Genomic DNA, 17,664 nt, shown 5'->3' on the forward strand with positions numbered 1-17,664 from the left:
ATCCAAGTTATATGTATGATGTAATAGGGGTACAATGTATAGCAAATATAAATATTGGCTTAATAAAACTCTACTCTTAAGTCTACTGTCGTTTTAACACAAGACTAATAATAAGTGTAACCTAAAAATTATTGATAATACAATAACCTTGTTTATGATAAATAACAAATATTAAGTGTTGTAAAGATAGTAAGTTTAAAAAAATATCAAAGATTTCAATCACAATGTATTGTTTATCTGTAGTGTTGGTTATTTATGGTATATATGTATTTATAAATTGTACTGAATATATATATACTATGCTATCTACAAAACAGTTAACAGTCACAGGAAATGAATATACCATTATAAATTATTATATGAGTAACTTTAGTCAGTATATAATATTTGCTATTTTACTTGCATCAATGGGATTTGTAATACAAAAGATAGTGCATATGCATTTCAGTGAGATAGAACTTAGTGGTAACTATTCAACAACTGTTAGAAATATAAGTGATATCTCTTTAGATAATGATAATGAAATGTTTAATAGAGGCAGTATTGAAAATAGTATTTTAAAAAAATAAATAATATAAATATATAAAATGTGATTGAATAAAGCTTAGAATACTTAGTGTATTTTAAGCTTTTTTTATTATTAAGATTTCAAAGTATTAAATTAACTATATAAAATCATATAAAAATAATTTTAAAATATTTAAATCATTGATTTCAAGGTATTGTATTTTTAAAAGAGTAAAAATATAATAAGTTAGGTATATAATATATATAAAGTAAAAAATAAAAAAATGGAAGTGATTGAGATGAGTAGTATATTGTTGGTTGAAGATGATTTAAGTTTGATATATGGATTAGAATATTCTATACAAAAGAATGGATTTAGTGTTGATGTAGCAAGAACAGTAGAAGAAGCATTGCAAATTTATAAAGAAAAAAATTATGATTTACTGCTTTTGGATGTATCCTTACCTGATGGTGATGGTTTTGATATTTGTAAAAGGGTAAGAGAAGCTTCTAATGTACCAATCATATTTTTAACTGCTTCTGATGAAGAAGTAAATGTAGTGATGGGACTTGATATGGGTGGAGATGATTACATAACAAAACCTTTTAAATTAAATGAGTTAATTTCAAGAATAAAAGCTTTACTTAGACGTTATAATTTTACAAGTGAAAATGTAACTGAACTAAAATCAAATAATATTACTGTTAAATTACTTGAAAATCGTGTTTTTAAAAATGAAATTGAGCTTGAGCTTACTACAGCAGAATATAAATTATTATGCTTACTTATGAAAAATAAAAATATTGTACTTACAAGAAAAAATATATTGGATAAGTTATGGGATGGAAATGGTAGTTTTGTAGATGATAATACTCTGTCAGTATATGTAAGAAGGTTAAGAAATAAGATTGAAGATAATCCTGAAAATCCAAAAAATCTATTAACAGTTAGAAGAATGGGTTACAAATGGAATGTTATAAAGTGAGGGTGTTAATATGAAGGTATTTTCTAATAAAGACATAAAAATATTTTTTTTGGTGATTATATCCGTTTTATTGATGTTTATAGTAGTAGGTCAAATAGTAGTTATAAATATAACTAATGATTATAAAAGTGCACTGTTAGAACATGATTATAATATAGCTGGATACTTAAATAGTATGGGTGTTGATAAATCAAAAATACCAGCAGTATTTACTACTAATGAAGATAAATATACTTTAAAAGGAAAAGAAATCTTAAATACAGCTAGATATGACTTTGGTACAGATGATAGTTTTATGCCAAGTGTGAAATTGTTTCAAGGTAAATATATAAAAACTATGTTTTTGTATTTATTTGTGTTCTTTACTATGATTATTTTTATATTGTATGTGTATTTTTTTAGGCAACAGAACAAGATAGAAGAAGCTAGTTATAAAATTGATTCATTTATGAATGGAAATATAAATGTACGGTTAAATACTTATGAAGAAGGTAGTTTATCAAAGTTATTTGGTTCAATAGATGCTATGTCAACATCTCTAAACACACATATATTGAAAGAAAAGCAGAATAAAGAATTTCTTAAAAATACAATTTCAGATATATCACATCAACTAAAAACTCCACTTACAGCATTGATGATGTATAATCAAATATTGCAGGAAGAGAGTCATAATAGTGAAATTGTTGAGAATTTTGTGCAGAAGAGTCAAAATGAATTAGAGCGTATAGAATCATTGATACAAAACTTGTTAAAGATTACAAAGATAGATTCAAAGACAATAATTCTTAACAAAGCTAGTGTTAACGTAAAAAAGTTGATTACTAAAATTTTATATAGTTTTGAAACTAGAGCAGAAAAAGAAGGAAAGAGTATCTCTATAAGAGGTCTAGAAAATACAAACTTGTTTTGCGATTATGAATGGATATCAGAAGCTTTAAGCAACCTTATAAAAAATGCATTAGATAATACAAAAGAGAACGATAAAATAATGATAGAATGGGTTGAAACACCTATAACAACTATTATTTCAGTGAGTGATACCGGAAATGGAATTCATATTGAAGATATACATCATATATTTAAAAGATTTTATAGGAGTAAGTTTTCAAAAAGTAATCAAGGCCTTGGATTAGGGTTGCCACTAGTTAAATCTATCATAGAACAGCACAATGGAACCATAACTGTAGAAAGTAATTTTTTACAAGGAAGTACATTTACTCTAAGTTTTTTAAAGCTTACTAATATGTAAGATAGGATACATCTTACAGTAAGGTGTATGAATTATTCTTATATTAATCATCAGAAAGGAGATAGAGCAAATGGATATTCTTGTGGTTAATAATTTATGTAAAACATATGGAAATGGATATACAAAAGTAGAGGCATTAAAAGATGTATCATTTACAGTTTCAAAGGGAGAGTTTGTTACTGTAGTTGGAGAATCTGGCTCAGGTAAGAGTACATTATTAAATCTTTTAGGAGGTCTTGATACTCCAACCTCAGGAAAAATATTTGTTGATGGTAAAGAAATATGTTCAATGAAAGAAGAAAAACAGACTATTTTTCGACGTCGTAATATAGGTTTTATCTTTCAATCATATAATCTTATACCCGAATTAACTGTGGAACAAAATATAATATTTCCTTTACTACTAGATTACAAAAAACCAGACACTATTTATCTAGATGAAGTATTGACAATTTTAGGTCTTAAAGATAGAAAAAGTCATCTTCCAAATCAATTATCTGGTGGTCAGCAACAAAGGGTTGCAATTGGAAGAGCATTGATTACAAAGCCATCAATTATATTGGCAGATGAGCCAACAGGAAATCTTGACAGTAAAAATAGCAGTGATGTAATTTCACTTTTAAAAGTGACAGCAGAAAAATATAACCAAACTATTATTATGATAACTCATAATACAAATATAGCTTCTACAGCAGATAGGATACTACAGGTTTCTGATGGAATGCTTAAAGACCTAGGGGTGAATAGAGAATGAGAAGCTATTTAGAACTAGTACCACAATATGCAAAGGTACATAAGAAAAAAAATAGAACTACAATTTTATGTATTGTCATTGCAGTATGTTTAGTTACTGCTATTTTTGGACTAGCAGACATGGCTATACAATGTCAAAAAGTACAATTTATAAAAGATGATGGAAATTGGCACATAGTACTTAAAAATCTTAATGAAGAAGCTATATCAGAAATAAGTAGTAGAGTAGATATAGCTCACTATGGTAGAGGACAAGTCATTGATAATGGAGAGTTTAAATCAAAGGAGATTTTGATACAAGGTTTAGATGAAGATTTAGCAAAACAATTAGGTCTAGAAATAATAAAAGGTCGTTATCCTGTTGTGGAGAATGAGACTTTAATAGATGTAGATGCAGTTAAAAGCTTTAATCTAAAAGTAGGAGATTTTATCAAAATAAAATTAGCAGATGGTAGAAATAAAAATTATAAGATAGTAGGTGAATATTCATCATTATCAAGCTTAAGAGCCTCAGATAAGCATGGATTAATGCTTTCAATATTAGGTACACAAGCTATCAAAAAATCAGAAACATATGATTATTATTATATTACATTTAAAGACAAGGTTAATATTAGAAAAGCTACTTCTGATATTAAGAATACCTTTAATTTAAGTGATAAACAAATCGGTAAAAATGAAAAATTACTTTCTATTATAGGTCAAGGTGACTCTGATTATTCTAAACCACTTTACTTAACAGCAGGAGGACTTTTTATACTTGTGTTAATAGCAAGTATTATCATGATATATAATAGCTTTAATATGGGTGTAATAGAGAGAATAAAGTTTTTTGGACTATTACGTTGCTTGGGAGCATCAAAACTCCAAGTCAAAAAATTTGTTGTTTTAGAAAGTTTAATTCTAAGTGTAAAGGCTATTCCACTAGGATTGTTATTAGGATGTATTGTAACCATTATATCCTCTATATTTCTCAAATATGTGAATACAGAGTTATTTGGTTCGATGCCAATTTTAAAGGTTAGCTTTATTGGTATTGTGTTTGGAATAATAGTAGGATTTTTAACAGTAATATTATCAGCTATTGTTCCAGCAAAAAAAGCTTCTGGGGTGTCTCCACTAAGTGCTATACGTGGTAATCTAATGTTCAAAGAAATTTTAACTAGTGGAAAAGCAAGTAAAATTGCTAACGCAGGAAGTTCTAAAATTGATGTTTCTATGGGAATAAATCATGCCTTTTCAAGAAAAAAATCTTTTATACTTATGACTTCTTCATTTGCTATTAGTATTGTATTGTTTTTAGGTTTTAGTGTATTTATAGACTTTATGTATCAGGCACTTAAACCTATAAAACCAGAAGCTACTCATATATCTATTGTTGACGCTGACTTTAAGTCTGTTCTTACTAAAGACGATATTAATGAAATAAGTAATATCAAAGGAATAAAAAAAGTATACAGTAGAATGATGACGGATGTAGAGGCTACATACAATAATAAGGAGGCAACATCTCAGCTAATTTCTTATGAAAAAAATCAATTTGACTGGGCCAAAAAGTATCTAGTAAAAGGGGAAATCAATGAAGATAAATTAGAGTCAGAAAATATCGGATTGGTAGAAGAAGGTCATGGGTTTAATATTGGAGATAAGATATATATTAAAAATGGAAATTCTAAGAAAGAGATAGAGGTAGCAGGTATACTTTCTTCAATTTCATTTGATGTTAAAGACAAATATATTGGAAATATTATAACATCTGAAAATACTTTTACTAGTATAACAGATATAAAAGACTATATAATAATTGATACTCAAGTTGATGAAGATGCTCCTGAAGATTTAATCCAAAATATAAGAAATGTTCTAGATGATAATTTAGAGGTTCGAGATAAGCGACAAGGTAACTTAGAGGCTAAAAATTCATTTTACACTATGGCAGTTTTTGTATATGGGTTTGTATTTATAATTGCGATTATAAGTATGTTTAATATCATAAACAGTATGAATATAAGCGTTACAAGTAGAATAAATTACTATGGTATTATGCGTGCAATAGGCATGTCCAATAAGCAATTAAGAAAAATGGTAATAGTAGAATCAAGTACATATGCTGTAAGTGGCTGTTTATTGGGGAGTGTACTTGGATTAATATTACATAGATATATATTTGTATCCTTAGTAACATTAAAATTCCATATAGACTGGCAAATACCTTTTGATTTACTGTTTATCATTGTAGTAACTATGATAATAATAACTTTGCTTGCAGTAAGAAAACCCATTAAAAAGATTTGTGAATTAGACATAATAGAGGTAGTAAATGCACAATAAATATAAGTAGTAATTTAAATAGAGGTAGTAATTTAAATAAAAAATCGAAGTAAATATGAAATAGAAAATATCTTTCATAATTTACTTCGATTTTTGTGTTATATAATTTACTTTAGATAAGTTCCATCTTCATCTTGATAAATTAAGTCTTTCTTCATAAGTACTCCAAGAGCACGTTTAAAATTTTCTTACTTGAATTAAATAAGATAGAAATATCTTTAGGATCAGATTTATCATTGAATCTCATATATCCATCTGAACCTTCTAAATAGCTTAAAATCTTATTTTCTAAGGTATCAAGTTCATCTTTTCTGTTTCCTCTAGGAGAAAGTCCTAATTTACCATCATCGTATATTTTTATAACATGTAAATTTTCAAGAACATCCCCAGCTTTTAATTCTGTAAAGTATTCATTATGAAGGATTACACCAGCATATTTATTGTCAACACATATCATAGCAGAGTTGTTGGTTTGGAATCCATATACAACTCCATTTACAACATCTCCTACATTGTAAGTATGGTCTGTTTCTAAATATGAATCTATGTCTGTAGTAGCAGCTATTCTTCCGCTTTTATCCAAGTATATATAGAATAAATATTTTTCATCTCTAAACAATGGATAAGTCTTAGCTTTAAAAGGAACTAGTATGTCTTTTGTAAGTCCCATATCTATAAAAGTACCAATATCCGTGTTATCAACTACTTTTAGATACGTAACATCTCCATTTCTAATTATTTCTATAGTATTAGAAAAATAATTTTTAAATAGTTTGTAAAATATTATTGAATTTTTTCTCTCGAAATATATAATTTAGAATCTTCTGATTTATTTTTATGCTCGATTTCCTTATTTTTTTTCATAAATATATATAGAGGAGCTATTAACAACATTGCCCCTAATCCTATTAAAACTCTATTTTGAGTTATAGGTTTTGAAATATCTTCTGCCCAAGCTTGTTGTAACAACCATGAGCTACCTAAAATAGCTACCATTGGTATAACAGGACCAAATGGAATCTTAAAAGAGGCCTTAACATCTGTTCTTTTTCTTAAAACTATTACTGATAAACAAGTTGGTATGTACTGAGCAAATCTTGCAATTACACTCATTACTGCAAGTTGTTCAAAACTTCCAGTTAGCACAAGTGGTATACAACAAATTAAAGATATTATTATTGCTACATATGGAGCACCATATTTATTTGTTTTTCCTATAAATGCAGGAAGAGAACCTTCTTCTGCTAGAGAAGAACCACATTTAGGAGTTACTATTGATGAACCTATATTTATACCAAATATAGATATTAATGTTGCTACAGATATGAAAACTTTACCATAATTGCCTAAAAATACACTTGAAGTATCTGCAATTGGAATACTGTTTTCAAATAGTCTATCTCCAAGTATACCCATACAGACAATTTGAATTAATATATAAATTATTGCACATATAAATATTGTGGTTATTAATGCGACTGGAAGATTTTTTTTAGGATTTTCCATTTCTCCACTTGCCACAATAAATGATTCAAAGCCGGTAAATGCGTAAAATACTAATATAATGGCTGGACCCATACTAGAGTTAACTACATTTCCTGAAGGAACAATATTTACAAATTTTATAAAGAATATTCCAACTATTATAAAAACTATTAATGGTACTAATTTAGCTATAGTTATTACATTATTCATTATCTTTGTGCTTTTAATTCCAAATAAGCTATTTATTGAAAGTAGTGTTACGAGTATTGCAGCTATATAACCTTTGTATTCAGTGGCAGATTCTGGCCAAAATGAACCTAAAGCTGTTGCAAATCCTACTGCTAGAGTAGACCATGATATAATTCTAATAACCCAAGACATTGTACCAACTTCAAATCCTATAAAATCTCCAAAAGCTTTTTTGGAGTATAGATATGCTCCTCCATTCTTATCAAACATGCTTCCAACTTCTGCAAAACATAAAAGTATTGATAGAACTAAGAGTGTAGCAAAAATGTATATAAACATACTGTTTTGACCTGCTAGATTATAAACTTTACCTGGTAGTAAGAATATACCTGAACCTATTATGCTATTAATCCCTAATAATATCATACTAAATAGACCTAATTTCTTAGCTTTTTCCATATTAATTTATCTCCTATTCTTTTATTAATTACTGTACTAATTAAAATACAAAGTATTCATTACATGCATCATAACACCTATTGGTAAACAATCTTCATCTATATTAAAGCTAGAGGTATGAAGAGGTGAAATTAAGCCCTTTTCCTCATTTTTACATCCTAAATGGAAGAATGCTCCTTTACAATGTTCTGTGTAAAAAGAAAAGTCTTCACCACCTAAAGACGGGTTTGGTCTCAATATAAATTTTTCCTCTCCAAGTAATTCTTTAGTATTTGATATAACTGTATCTACTAATTCTTTTTCATTTATAACAGCAGGATAGTTTTCATCACTTACATGTAAAGTCCCAACACAACCAAATGCAGATGCAGTGTCTCCAACAATTTTAGCTATTTTATCAATCATAAAGTTTCTTGTTTTGCTATTTAAGGTTCTTAAAGTGCCTTCTAATTTTACATCTTCACATATTACATTGTGTGTATCACCACCATATATTTTACCTATAGTCAAAACAGCAGCATTATTTGGTTCTAAGTTTCTACTTATTATAGTTTGTAATGATGTAACAATTTGTGAAGCTGTAACTATTGCATCAATACCGTTTTCAGGATATGCACCATGAGCTCTTTTACCTTTGATACTTATTTTTATAGTGTCTACACTAGCATTTAATGTATCATATTTTGTTTCGATAAGGCCTGTTTCTATATGTGGCATAACATGAAGTCCGAATATATAATCGGCCTTGGGATTTTCTAAACACCCATCCTCAACTAAAAATTTTGCTCCTCCAAAACCTTCTTCTGCTGGTTGAAATAAGAATTTTACATTTACATTAAGTTTATCTTTTATTGAATGTAAAACTTTACATGCTCCAAGTAGCATGGTTGTATGTGCATCGTGACCACAAGCATGCATTTTTCCAGAGTGTATTGATTTATAAGGTATGTTGTTTTCTTCTTCAATAGGAAGAGCATCCATATCTGCTCTTATACAAATCGTTTTATCTGCACTTTCTTTTAAAATATATGCCATAATTCCATTGTGTTTTGTAAATTCCATATAATCAATTCCGATTTCTTTTAAATAAGAAATTACCTTCTGTTTAGTAAGATTTTCTTCAAGAGCTAATTCTGGAATTTTATGTAATTCTCTTCTTATGTTTATAAGCCATGGTTTTATAGAATTACAACTTTCTATTACAAAATCTTTTCCTAATTCTTTGGTTTGATATTTTAATTTCAAAGCCTGTTGCATTTTTATTCCTCCAATTGCTTTTTATTGTTTTATTAATATAATAAGCAATTATTATGCCATAATTTTCGATGGAGAATTTTGTTTTTTATAAGAATATTGAATAAATATAATCATTTATCTATATGTATAGTATAAAAAATGATTGCATAGTTTCAATTTTCAGTAAAAAATATTATTTTGAAGAAAATATATTTTATATGCTAGTTTATATAAAAAAAATAGGAAATAAAAAAATTATCCTATTCCTATTAATTCCTATTATTTATGTACAAAATAAATTATAATTTTAGGGTACTTGAAAAATAAAAAAACCTATTGAAGGAGTACTTTAATCCTGAATAGATTTCTTTGTTTGATAAATTATAATTTTATAGACCTTTATATTTTAATTTATTGTAAAAATCTTCTCCTTTTTGAGTTATTTTACTTCCATATCTTCCTGAACTACAAATTATAAGTTCTTCTTTTTTTAGATATTCAAATATTTTTTTAATTTTTCCTTCTGTAATTTGAAGGTTCTTATCGAGTAGTGCTTTTAAAATTAATCCTCTACCAATACCAACATCTGATTCCTTATTTAAAATTAGTATCTCTAATATATTCAATATATCATTCTTACTATATTTTAGTTTTAATGATGTATTTTTGTTATCTGAAGACCTTAAGTTTGGAGGTAAATCTTTCTCTAATACAATATCTTCACACATAATGTTTAAATAGGATGTAACATTTTGGAGTTCTCTTATATTACCTTTCCACATATAGTTTTGTATAAGTTTTTTTGCTTCTGGTGTGATTATTAATTTCTTATTAATTAAATCTTCCATAATAATTAATATGTCTTCTTTTCTTTCTCTTAGAGGAGGTATATTTATTGGAATTGTATTTAATCGATAATATAAATCCTCTCTAAATTGGCTATTATCAATCATTTGTTCTAAATTCTTATTTGTAGCAGATATGATTCTAACATCTATATTAATTACATTGTGAGACCCAACAGGCATTATCTGCTTTTCTTGAAGAACTCTAAGTAGTTTTGTTTGTAATTCTAAAGGCATATCGCCTATTTCATCTAAGAATATTGTTCCATTATTAGCAAGTTCAAATAATCCTTGTTTTCCATCTTTTAGACCTCCAGTAAAAGTTCCCTTGTCATATCCGAATAGCTGGCTTTCTAATAAATTTTCAGGAACGGCTGCACAATTTACTGCTATAAAGGGTTGATTTTTTCTATTTGAGTTGTTATGTATAGACTGAGCTATGAGTTCTTTACCAGTTCCACTTTCACCTCCGATAAGTATGCTTAAATCAGATTTAGAAACCTTCTTAGCTAAATCTATACATTCAAACATTTTAGGACTATTTGTTTTTATATCCTTAAATGTATATTTTGCTATTTGTCCTTTTTCTCTTAATTTTTTAGTGAGATTTTGTTCTAATTTTTTTATGTATGTTATTTCTTGTAAACTATAATATGTGCCCATTTTTTCATCTCTATTGTATATGTTTTTTTTATTTACATTTATATATTTCTTATTGAATACGACAACTTTATCTAGTATCTCTTTCTCACTCAATAAAACTTTTAAACTATCTACAAATATATCCTCAATGTATTTTCCATATATATCCTCATTTATGTCTAAAATATCTTTTACTTTACTATTATATGTATTTATTTCACCATCTTTTGAAGTAAATAATATACCATCTTTTGATAAATTCAATATTGTATCTAATTCTTCTATTTTTAAAAATAATTCCTTATATTTATCTTTTATACCAGTATCTAAACTTATTATTTCTTCTGAGTATTTAACTAGATTAGATTGTATTTCCTTTGAATCAATTTGTAATAAATTTATTATTTCTATAAATGTAGAAATATCTATATATCTGTGACCTAAATCAAATATATCTGAGATAAAGCTAGGTACTTTTTCTGGAACTCCTGGAGTTATAGCTATTTTTATATTTTTATAGTTATTATCATTCATATATGGAATTGGTCTAATATTAGTCACTCCAATTTTATAAAATAAACTTATAGTTTCTAGAGTAGTTTCATCAGAATCATTTACGATTAGAACATTTGTACCCTGTGGTAAAGATAGTAGATTATAAATTTTATCTTCCCTAAAAGTTCTTCTTACCACAATCACTTTTTTCTTATCTAGTATATTATTTATAATTTTGTCTAATCTTTCTACTGACATTACTAATATCACATCATCATTTATAATATCATTATCATTTATTTCATTTATGAAGTATCTATTAATATTTATAGAATCTCCAAAAACTAATTTCAAATTATTTTCTAAAAAGTCTATTAAATCTTTTCTACTATCATTTACCAGAGCTACTGATTTTTTCATTTATTTCTCCTTATATAATAAATAGTTTCCAACAAAATAGTTGTATAAAGCAATATAATTTTGATAATTTAAATTTATCAAATAAAAAAGAAAGTGTCTATAATGACTTTATAAAAGTTGCATTAAGACACTTTCTTTCTTATAATTAAAAATCTTGTCACCAAATCCCCCTAATTGTTGCTTAAAACTTAAACTGTATGTATATTTTTCATTTCTATTCGATTAAATTATAATATACACCCAAAAAAATTTATTTTAATAAATTCTATTGATAATATAATTTTGTAAATATAGAATTATATTAAAATAAATTATATATGAAAATATATATGTATAAGTTTATTCTGCGTGAGTAGAATGAATTTGTCAAGTTTAATTTAGTTGTAATTGTATCTTTTATTAAAAATAATATAAATTAAAACATATAAATAAAATATTTTATACAATATATTGTAAAGGAGGTAACTTTGATGAAAGCAGAAAAAACAAGTATATATCCAATTATTAAAAATAATTTAAACAAAATATCAATTGTTGAATATAAAAAGGGTCAAAGATTTGTAGCATCAGATAAAGACTTACAAGAAGTGTTCTTTATAATAGAGGGAGTTGCATTAGTGGAGTGTACTACTAGAGGAGGAAATAAATTTCTTGTTGACATTGTACCTGAAAATGAATTTATAGGCAAAATCAGTTACATATATGAACATAATTTGAAATGTGATATATTTGCAAAGACTAATATAAAATTATTTCGATTTGAAAAAAATGTATTTGAAGAGTTTTATCTCAAACCAGATTTTATTGCACTATTTCATAGAAAATGTACAAGAAGAATATATGAATTATATAAAACCAGAATGGTAAGAGAACTATTTTCTTGCACAGAAGTTATTGCCTATTGTATATCAAATAAACAAGAAAATAATGTCTGCAATATAAAAGCTATTCGTAATTTCAGTGAAATCTATTCAATTAGTAGAAAAAGTAGATACCATTCTCTGCTAAAGTTAACTGAAAAGGAGATAGTAAAAAAAATGGGTAATACATATGAAATTTTAAACTATGATGAATTACATAAATTGGCATTTGAAGTAAAAGAATTTTTGGAAGATGAGTAAAAATTGTTACTTAATCAAAATAAAGTATAATAATTTCTGTAAAAAATAGAAATAGTCTCACTGAAAATCAAAAATACTTTAGTTATTTTCAATGAGACTGTTTAGAAATATTGTATACTTATAATGTATAGTATAATTATTAATCAATTTCCTTTACTATATTAATAGCCCATTTTTTAGATAATGCTCTAGGAACACCAAATATAAACTTAACCACTTCTTCACTATAAGTGAGCAAAACGAGTACAAATATAGGTGCACCTTTAAATGCAGCTATAAAAGTTAGAGGAATAGAAGCTAACCACATACATCCTAATTCTAAAAATAGAGCATATTTAGTATCTCCTCCACTTCTTAAAATACCAATTATAACCAATGTATTAAAAGATTTAAGAGCCATTAGTATTCCCATTATAAAGAATATCTTAGTTATATCAGAAGCTAAGCTATCAGAAACACTAAACATTTTTAATAATAATGGTATATTTAAAATTAAAATAATTCCAAGTATTAAACCAGCTGAAAATACAAGTATAGAAAACTTTTTAGCATATTCAATGGCTCTTTTAATATGGTCAGCTCCAAGTTCATTTCCAAGCATAATAGATGCACCAGATGCAATACATACAGCTGTCATTATGAAGAAATTACCTGTACTGGTTGCTATCTGGCTAGCTGCTATAGCAGAAGTACCAGCTCTTGCATATGCAACAGAATACAGGACAGTTCCAATTGCCCATACAGAGTCATTTACAAATATAGGAAAGCTTTTTGATGAAAAAGATTTTATAAAAATTTTATCAATAGCTTTTAGATTTTTTAGACCAAACTTTAATATATAGTCTTTTTTATAAAGGTAAACATAAGTAATCATTAAAATTAATTCACATATTCTAGCAATAACAGTAGCTAGAGCAGCACCTTTTACACCCAATGCAGGAAGACCGAAGTTACCAAATATAAATCCATAATTTAAAATAACATTTGTTACAAGTGCAAATGCACTACAAATCATACCTAACTTAGGATTTCTAACACCTCTTGAACCAGTACTAAATACAGTACTTACAGCAATTAATGGATAACTAAATACTGCAATACTAAAGTAATCTATACAAAGTTTTACCACCTCAGAATCATACGAAAATATGTGTATAATTGGCTTTGGTGTTAGTAAAGCAGGAATAACAAATACAAAACTTAAAACAATTGCCAATACACAAGTAAGACCTGTGACTTTTCTTATATTACTCACATCCTTCTTTCCATAAAACTGTGAAATAAAAACTCCAGCACCTCCTGTGATACCAGATAAGGACATATTAAAAAGAAAGAAAAATTGGTTTGCAACTCCAACTGAAGCTACAGATGTTTCCCCCAAACTACTTATCATAATTGTATCTATTACATTTACAGAAGTAGAAATTAAGTTCTGTATGATAATAGGTATACATAAAGATAGAAGTATTTTATAAAATCTTTTATTTTCGTCTTTTAAAGAAAATAGTTCTTGCAAATAATCCTCTCCTTTTTACATAAATTCTTCCCACTCATCATATAGAGAGGCAAGGTTATTTTCTAAATTAATTTTTTCTTGGCTAACTTCTTTAGCTTTATCTGGATTAGAGTATACTTCTTCTTGACATAAAAGTATATCTAATTTTTCAATTTCAATCTCTAACTTTTCAATTTCTTTTTCTATATTTTGTCTTTTTATTCTATTTTTCTTTTCTATTTCTCTTTGTTCTCTCTCTTTTCTTTTTTCATCTTTTATTTGAGTTCTAGTTTTTTCTTCTTTTTCTTCTATAATACTCATCTCTTGGATTTGCCTTTTTTTATCTATATAATAATCATAATTTCCCAGATATTCAGTAATTCCATTTTCATCTAAAACTAAAATTTTATCAACAACAGTATTTAGAAAGTATCTATCATGTGATATTGTAAATATAGTCCCATCATAATTAGTTAATGCCTCTTCAAGGACTTCCTTAGAATCAATATCTAGGTGATTAGTAGGCTCATCTAATAACAATAAGTTTGCATTTGATAGTATAAGTTTAAGTATGGCAACTCTAGCTCTTTCTCCACCACTCAATGTAGAAATCTTCTTAAAAACTTCTTCATCTACAAATAAAAATGCCCCTAACATATTTCTCAAAGTAGTTTGAGTAAGATGAGTATTATTTTCCCAAATCTCATCAATTATTGTGTTATCTAAATTAAGAGTTTTTTGTTCCTGATGGAAGTAGGAAACATGTACATTAGTTCCAAATTTAATATTGCCACTAAGAGGTTGTAGTTCATTAGTTATTATTTTAAATAATGTAGATTTGCCAACACCATTTGCACCTATAAGTGCAACTTTTTCCCCTCTATATATATCTAAATCCAAGTCTTTAAAAAGTATTCTTTCTCCATAACCCATAGATACATCTCTAATTTGAAGAACATCATTACCACTCTGGACAGAAGGCGTAAATTGTATACGAGCTTTTTTCCTATAAGCTTCTGGTTTATCTAAAACGTCTACCTTGTCTAATGCTTTTTCTTTACTTCTTGCACGCTTTAGGTGTTTTTCTCTACCATAAGCTTTTAGTCTTTCAATTGATTCTTCTTGCTTTTTTATTTCTTTTTGTTGGTCTTCAAATTTCTTAAGCTCTAGTTCTTTTTCTATTTTAGATAACTCAACAAATTTAGAGTAGTTACCATTATATACTTTAAGTTTTTTGTTGTGAACTTCAAAAATTCTATTTACGGATTGGTCTAAGAAATATCTATCATGAGATATTAACATGACAGTCCCTTTATATTGTTTTAAAAATACTTCTAACCATTCTATCGCTTCAGAGTCTAAGTGGTTAGTAGGTTCATCAAGTAACAATAGAGTTGGTTTCTTAAGAAGTAATTTTCCTAAAAGAACTCTAGTTTTTTCACCACCAGAAAGTATGCTTATTGGCTTATCCATATCATTGTCACTAAATCCTAATCCCTTTAGAACTCCTTTGGCTTCAGATTTATATCCATATCCATTTAAATCTGAAAATAATTCTAGTTTATGTGAATATTCATCCATGATTTTTTCTATAATTGGAGAGTTTGTTTTTGTACTTTCTTCAGATATTTTAACCTCTAATTCTCTTAAATAGGATTCCATTTCTATCAAATTTTTAAAAACTTCTAGTACTTCTTCCAAAATAGTATTATCCGAATAAAAATTGGTATTTTGTTCTAAATATCCGATTTCACAATCTTTAGAAGTGTAAATATCTCCACTATCATATCCATAAATTCCTGAAATTATTTTAAATAAAGTAGTTTTTCCAGTACCATTAACACCGATTATACCAATTTTATCGCCTTCATTTACTGTAAAACTAATATTTTCTAATATAGAATCTATACCAAAACTTTTATTTAAGTTATTACATGACAAAACAATCATAAATTTCTACCTCCTTGAACTATCTAAAATTATAATGTTTTGATATAATATAATCAAGGTTATATGTATTAGTTTTGAAAAAGAAATATTTTATTGTGAATCAAACAAAAAAGAGGACACTTTTAGGAGGTGAAGATGTTGGGAAATAAAAATATATCAATGGCAGTTATAAGAAGGCTCCCAAAATATCATAGATATCTTGGAGACTTATTAGATAGGGATATACAAAGAATATCTTCTAAAGAATTGAGTGATATAATAGGGTTTACCGCTTCTCAAATAAGACAAGATTTAAACAACTTTGGTGGATTTGGACAACAAGGATATGGTTATAATGTAGAAGCTCTTCATACTGAGATAGGTAAAATTCTTGGGTTGGATCGACCATACAACGCAGTTCTTGTAGGAGCAGGTAACTTAGGACAAGCTATAGCCAATTATGCAGGATTTAGAAAAGCTGGATTCGAGATAAAAGCTTTATTTGATGCAAATCCTAGAATGATAGGTTTAAAGATAAGAGAGTTTGAAGTATTAGATTCAGATACTTTAGAAGACTTTATAAAAAACAATAATATAGATATTGCTGTATTATGTATACCTAAAAATGGAGCACAAGAAGTTATTAATAGAGTTGTAAAAGCTGGAATCAAAGGTGTATGGAATTTTGCACCTTTAGATTTAGAAGTTCCGAAAGGTGTTATAGTTGAGAATGTAAACTTAACAGAAAGTTTATTTACCTTATCGTATTTAATGAAAGAAGGAAAGTAGACAACTTAAACATATTAATAATGAGCAGTTGTAAAGAGTATTGAGAAAGTCAGAAGATTTAATATTAAATCCTCTGGCTTTTTGAAATATTAGGATAAAAATTTAAATAATGTATGGAAATAAACAATATTAAGGAGAGTGGTTTTTGTGGAGGAATTATGGAAAAAGGCAATTGAATTTCATGGTCATGAATGTCCAGGGTTAGCTATAGGATTTAAAGCAGCACTTGCAGCAAAAAAATATTTAGGATGTAAACAGTCAGGAGATGAGGAAATTGTATGTATTTCTGAAAATGATGCTTGTGGAATAGATGGTATACAAGTAGTGCTAAGTTGCACAATGGGTAAGGGAAATTTACTACTTAGGATGACTGGAAAATCAGTATATCATTTCTTTAATAGAGAAAATGGAAAATCTATAAGGATATATGTAAAGTCAAAACCATTTGAGATGGATAGAGAAGGATACAAAAGATATTTATTAGAAAGTGATTTTGAAGAAATATTTGAGATTACAGATACTAAGTTAAGACTTCCTGAAAAAGCAAGAATATTTAAATCCCTTAAATGTGAAGTGTGTGGTGAATTTGCATCTGAGCAATATATAAGGATTGAAGAAGGAAAGAAAGTATGTCTTGATTGTTTTGATAAATATGAAAGATTTTATGAAGAGTATTAAAATTATAAATTAGATTAAAGTTAAAAGTATTAGATATGTGCTAACAGTATTT

13 protein-coding genes and 1 pseudogene are annotated in these 17,664 nt (G+C 27.1%); 8 read left to right on the forward strand and 6 right to left on the reverse strand.

Annotated features, from left to right (window positions below; all coding sequences use genetic code 11):
- Positions 1-224 precede the first annotated feature (224 nt).
- The 5 genes from CDIF1296T_RS01355 to CDIF1296T_RS01375 all read left to right on the forward strand — a co-directional run bounded on the left by CDIF1296T_RS01355 (position 225) and on the right by CDIF1296T_RS01375 (position 5,829).
- Positions 225-569, forward strand: coding sequence for a hypothetical protein (locus CDIF1296T_RS01355; RefSeq protein WP_009895235.1), 345 nt, complete (start codon positions 225-227; stop codon positions 567-569).
- Between the two features lie 237 nt (positions 570-806).
- A complete protein-coding gene (locus CDIF1296T_RS01360; protein ID WP_009895237.1) occupies positions 807-1,493 on the forward strand; it encodes a response regulator transcription factor in 687 nt (228 codons plus the stop codon).
- A gap of 10 nt (positions 1,494-1,503) precedes the next feature.
- Positions 1,504-2,745, forward strand: coding sequence for a sensor histidine kinase (locus tag CDIF1296T_RS01365; RefSeq protein WP_009895239.1), 1,242 nt, complete (start codon positions 1,504-1,506; stop codon positions 2,743-2,745).
- Between the two features lie 70 nt (positions 2,746-2,815).
- Positions 2,816-3,499, forward strand: coding sequence for an ABC transporter ATP-binding protein (locus CDIF1296T_RS01370; protein WP_003434455.1), 684 nt, complete (start codon positions 2,816-2,818; stop codon positions 3,497-3,499).
- On the forward strand, positions 3,496-5,829 hold the full coding sequence (locus tag CDIF1296T_RS01375; protein ID WP_009895242.1) for an ABC transporter permease: 2,334 nt from the start codon (positions 3,496-3,498) through the stop codon (positions 5,827-5,829). The genes CDIF1296T_RS01370 and CDIF1296T_RS01375 overlap by 4 nt, the downstream gene beginning before the upstream one ends.
- 107 nt (positions 5,830-5,936) lie before the next feature.
- On the opposite strand, the pseudogene CDIF1296T_RS01380 reads toward CDIF1296T_RS01375, so the two are convergent.
- From CDIF1296T_RS01380 to CDIF1296T_RS01395, 4 genes and pseudogenes are all read right to left on the reverse strand, one after another.
- Positions 5,937-6,499, reverse strand: a pseudogene (locus CDIF1296T_RS01380) (S1 RNA-binding domain-containing protein).
- Between the two features lie 113 nt (positions 6,500-6,612).
- Positions 6,613-7,962 carry an APC family permease gene (locus CDIF1296T_RS01385; protein WP_018112759.1) on the reverse strand — a complete coding sequence of 450 codons (1,350 nt, stop codon included), beginning with the start codon at positions 7,960-7,962 and terminating at the stop codon, positions 6,613-6,615.
- Between the two features lie 36 nt (positions 7,963-7,998).
- A complete protein-coding gene (locus CDIF1296T_RS01390; protein ID WP_009895246.1) occupies positions 7,999-9,219 on the reverse strand; it encodes a M20 metallopeptidase family protein in 1,221 nt (406 codons plus the stop codon).
- Positions 9,220-9,587: 368 nt separating this feature from the next.
- A complete protein-coding gene (locus CDIF1296T_RS01395; protein ID WP_018112758.1) occupies positions 9,588-11,600 on the reverse strand; it encodes a sigma-54 interaction domain-containing protein in 2,013 nt (670 codons plus the stop codon).
- Positions 11,601-12,070: 470 nt separating this feature from the next.
- Here CDIF1296T_RS01395 and CDIF1296T_RS01405 point away from each other — a divergent pair, with 470 nt between their 5' ends.
- Positions 12,071-12,721: a Crp/Fnr family transcriptional regulator gene (locus tag CDIF1296T_RS01405; RefSeq protein ID WP_003434477.1), complete on the forward strand. Its 651-nt coding sequence runs from the start codon at positions 12,071-12,073 to the stop codon at positions 12,719-12,721.
- A 139-nt stretch (positions 12,722-12,860) separates the two neighbouring features.
- On the opposite strand, the gene CDIF1296T_RS01410 is transcribed toward CDIF1296T_RS01405, so the two are convergent.
- Both CDIF1296T_RS01410 and CDIF1296T_RS01415 read right to left on the reverse strand, forming a co-directional pair.
- Complete coding sequence (locus tag CDIF1296T_RS01410) at positions 12,861-14,237, reverse strand: MATE family efflux transporter (protein ID WP_003425390.1); 1,377 nt, start codon at positions 14,235-14,237, stop codon at positions 12,861-12,863.
- A 15-nt stretch (positions 14,238-14,252) separates the two neighbouring features.
- A complete protein-coding gene (locus CDIF1296T_RS01415; RefSeq protein ID WP_003434478.1) occupies positions 14,253-16,166 on the reverse strand; it encodes an ABC-F family ATP-binding cassette domain-containing protein in 1,914 nt (637 codons plus the stop codon).
- 135 nt (positions 16,167-16,301) lie between these two features.
- Between CDIF1296T_RS01415 and CDIF1296T_RS01420 the strand changes: the two genes are divergently transcribed.
- Together CDIF1296T_RS01420 and CDIF1296T_RS01425 are read left to right on the forward strand one after the other, a co-directional pair.
- Complete coding sequence (locus tag CDIF1296T_RS01420) at positions 16,302-16,934, forward strand: redox-sensing transcriptional repressor Rex (RefSeq protein WP_003420839.1); 633 nt, start codon at positions 16,302-16,304, stop codon at positions 16,932-16,934.
- A gap of 138 nt (positions 16,935-17,072) precedes the next feature.
- Positions 17,073-17,612 (forward strand): FmdE family protein, encoded by a 540-nt coding sequence (locus CDIF1296T_RS01425; protein ID WP_003434479.1) that lies wholly within the window; start codon positions 17,073-17,075, stop codon positions 17,610-17,612.
- The last annotated feature ends 52 nt before the right edge of the window (positions 17,613-17,664 follow it).

Source organism: Clostridioides difficile ATCC 9689 = DSM 1296 (assembly GCF_001077535.1).
In the GTDB taxonomy this organism is placed as follows: Bacteria; Bacillota; Clostridia; order Peptostreptococcales; family Peptostreptococcaceae; genus Clostridioides; species Clostridioides difficile.

Excerpts from the sequence above, each read along its gene's own strand:
- CDIF1296T_RS01375 (WP_009895242.1), top strand. The coding sequence starts at position 3,496 with ATGAGAAGCTATTTAGAACTAGTACCACAATATGCAAAGGTACATAAG.
- CDIF1296T_RS01390 (WP_009895246.1), bottom strand. The coding sequence starts at position 9,219 with ATGCAACAGGCTTTGAAATTAAAATATCAAACCAAAGAATTAGGAAAA.
- CDIF1296T_RS01355 (WP_009895235.1), top strand. The coding sequence starts at position 225 with ATGTATTGTTTATCTGTAGTGTTGGTTATTTATGGTATATATGTATTT.
- CDIF1296T_RS01360 (WP_009895237.1), top strand. The coding sequence starts at position 807 with ATGAGTAGTATATTGTTGGTTGAAGATGATTTAAGTTTGATATATGGA.
- CDIF1296T_RS01420 (WP_003420839.1), top strand. The coding sequence starts at position 16,302 with ATGTTGGGAAATAAAAATATATCAATGGCAGTTATAAGAAGGCTCCCA.
- CDIF1296T_RS01385 (WP_018112759.1), bottom strand. The coding sequence starts at position 7,962 with ATGGAAAAAGCTAAGAAATTAGGTCTATTTAGTATGATATTATTAGGG.
- CDIF1296T_RS01395 (WP_018112758.1), bottom strand. The coding sequence starts at position 11,600 with ATGAAAAAATCAGTAGCTCTGGTAAATGATAGTAGAAAAGATTTAATA.
- CDIF1296T_RS01365 (WP_009895239.1), top strand. The coding sequence starts at position 1,504 with ATGAAGGTATTTTCTAATAAAGACATAAAAATATTTTTTTTGGTGATT.
- CDIF1296T_RS01370 (WP_003434455.1), top strand. The coding sequence starts at position 2,816 with ATGGATATTCTTGTGGTTAATAATTTATGTAAAACATATGGAAATGGA.
- CDIF1296T_RS01405 (WP_003434477.1), top strand. The coding sequence starts at position 12,071 with ATGAAAGCAGAAAAAACAAGTATATATCCAATTATTAAAAATAATTTA.
- CDIF1296T_RS01415 (WP_003434478.1), bottom strand. The coding sequence starts at position 16,166 with ATGATTGTTTTGTCATGTAATAACTTAAATAAAAGTTTTGGTATAGAT.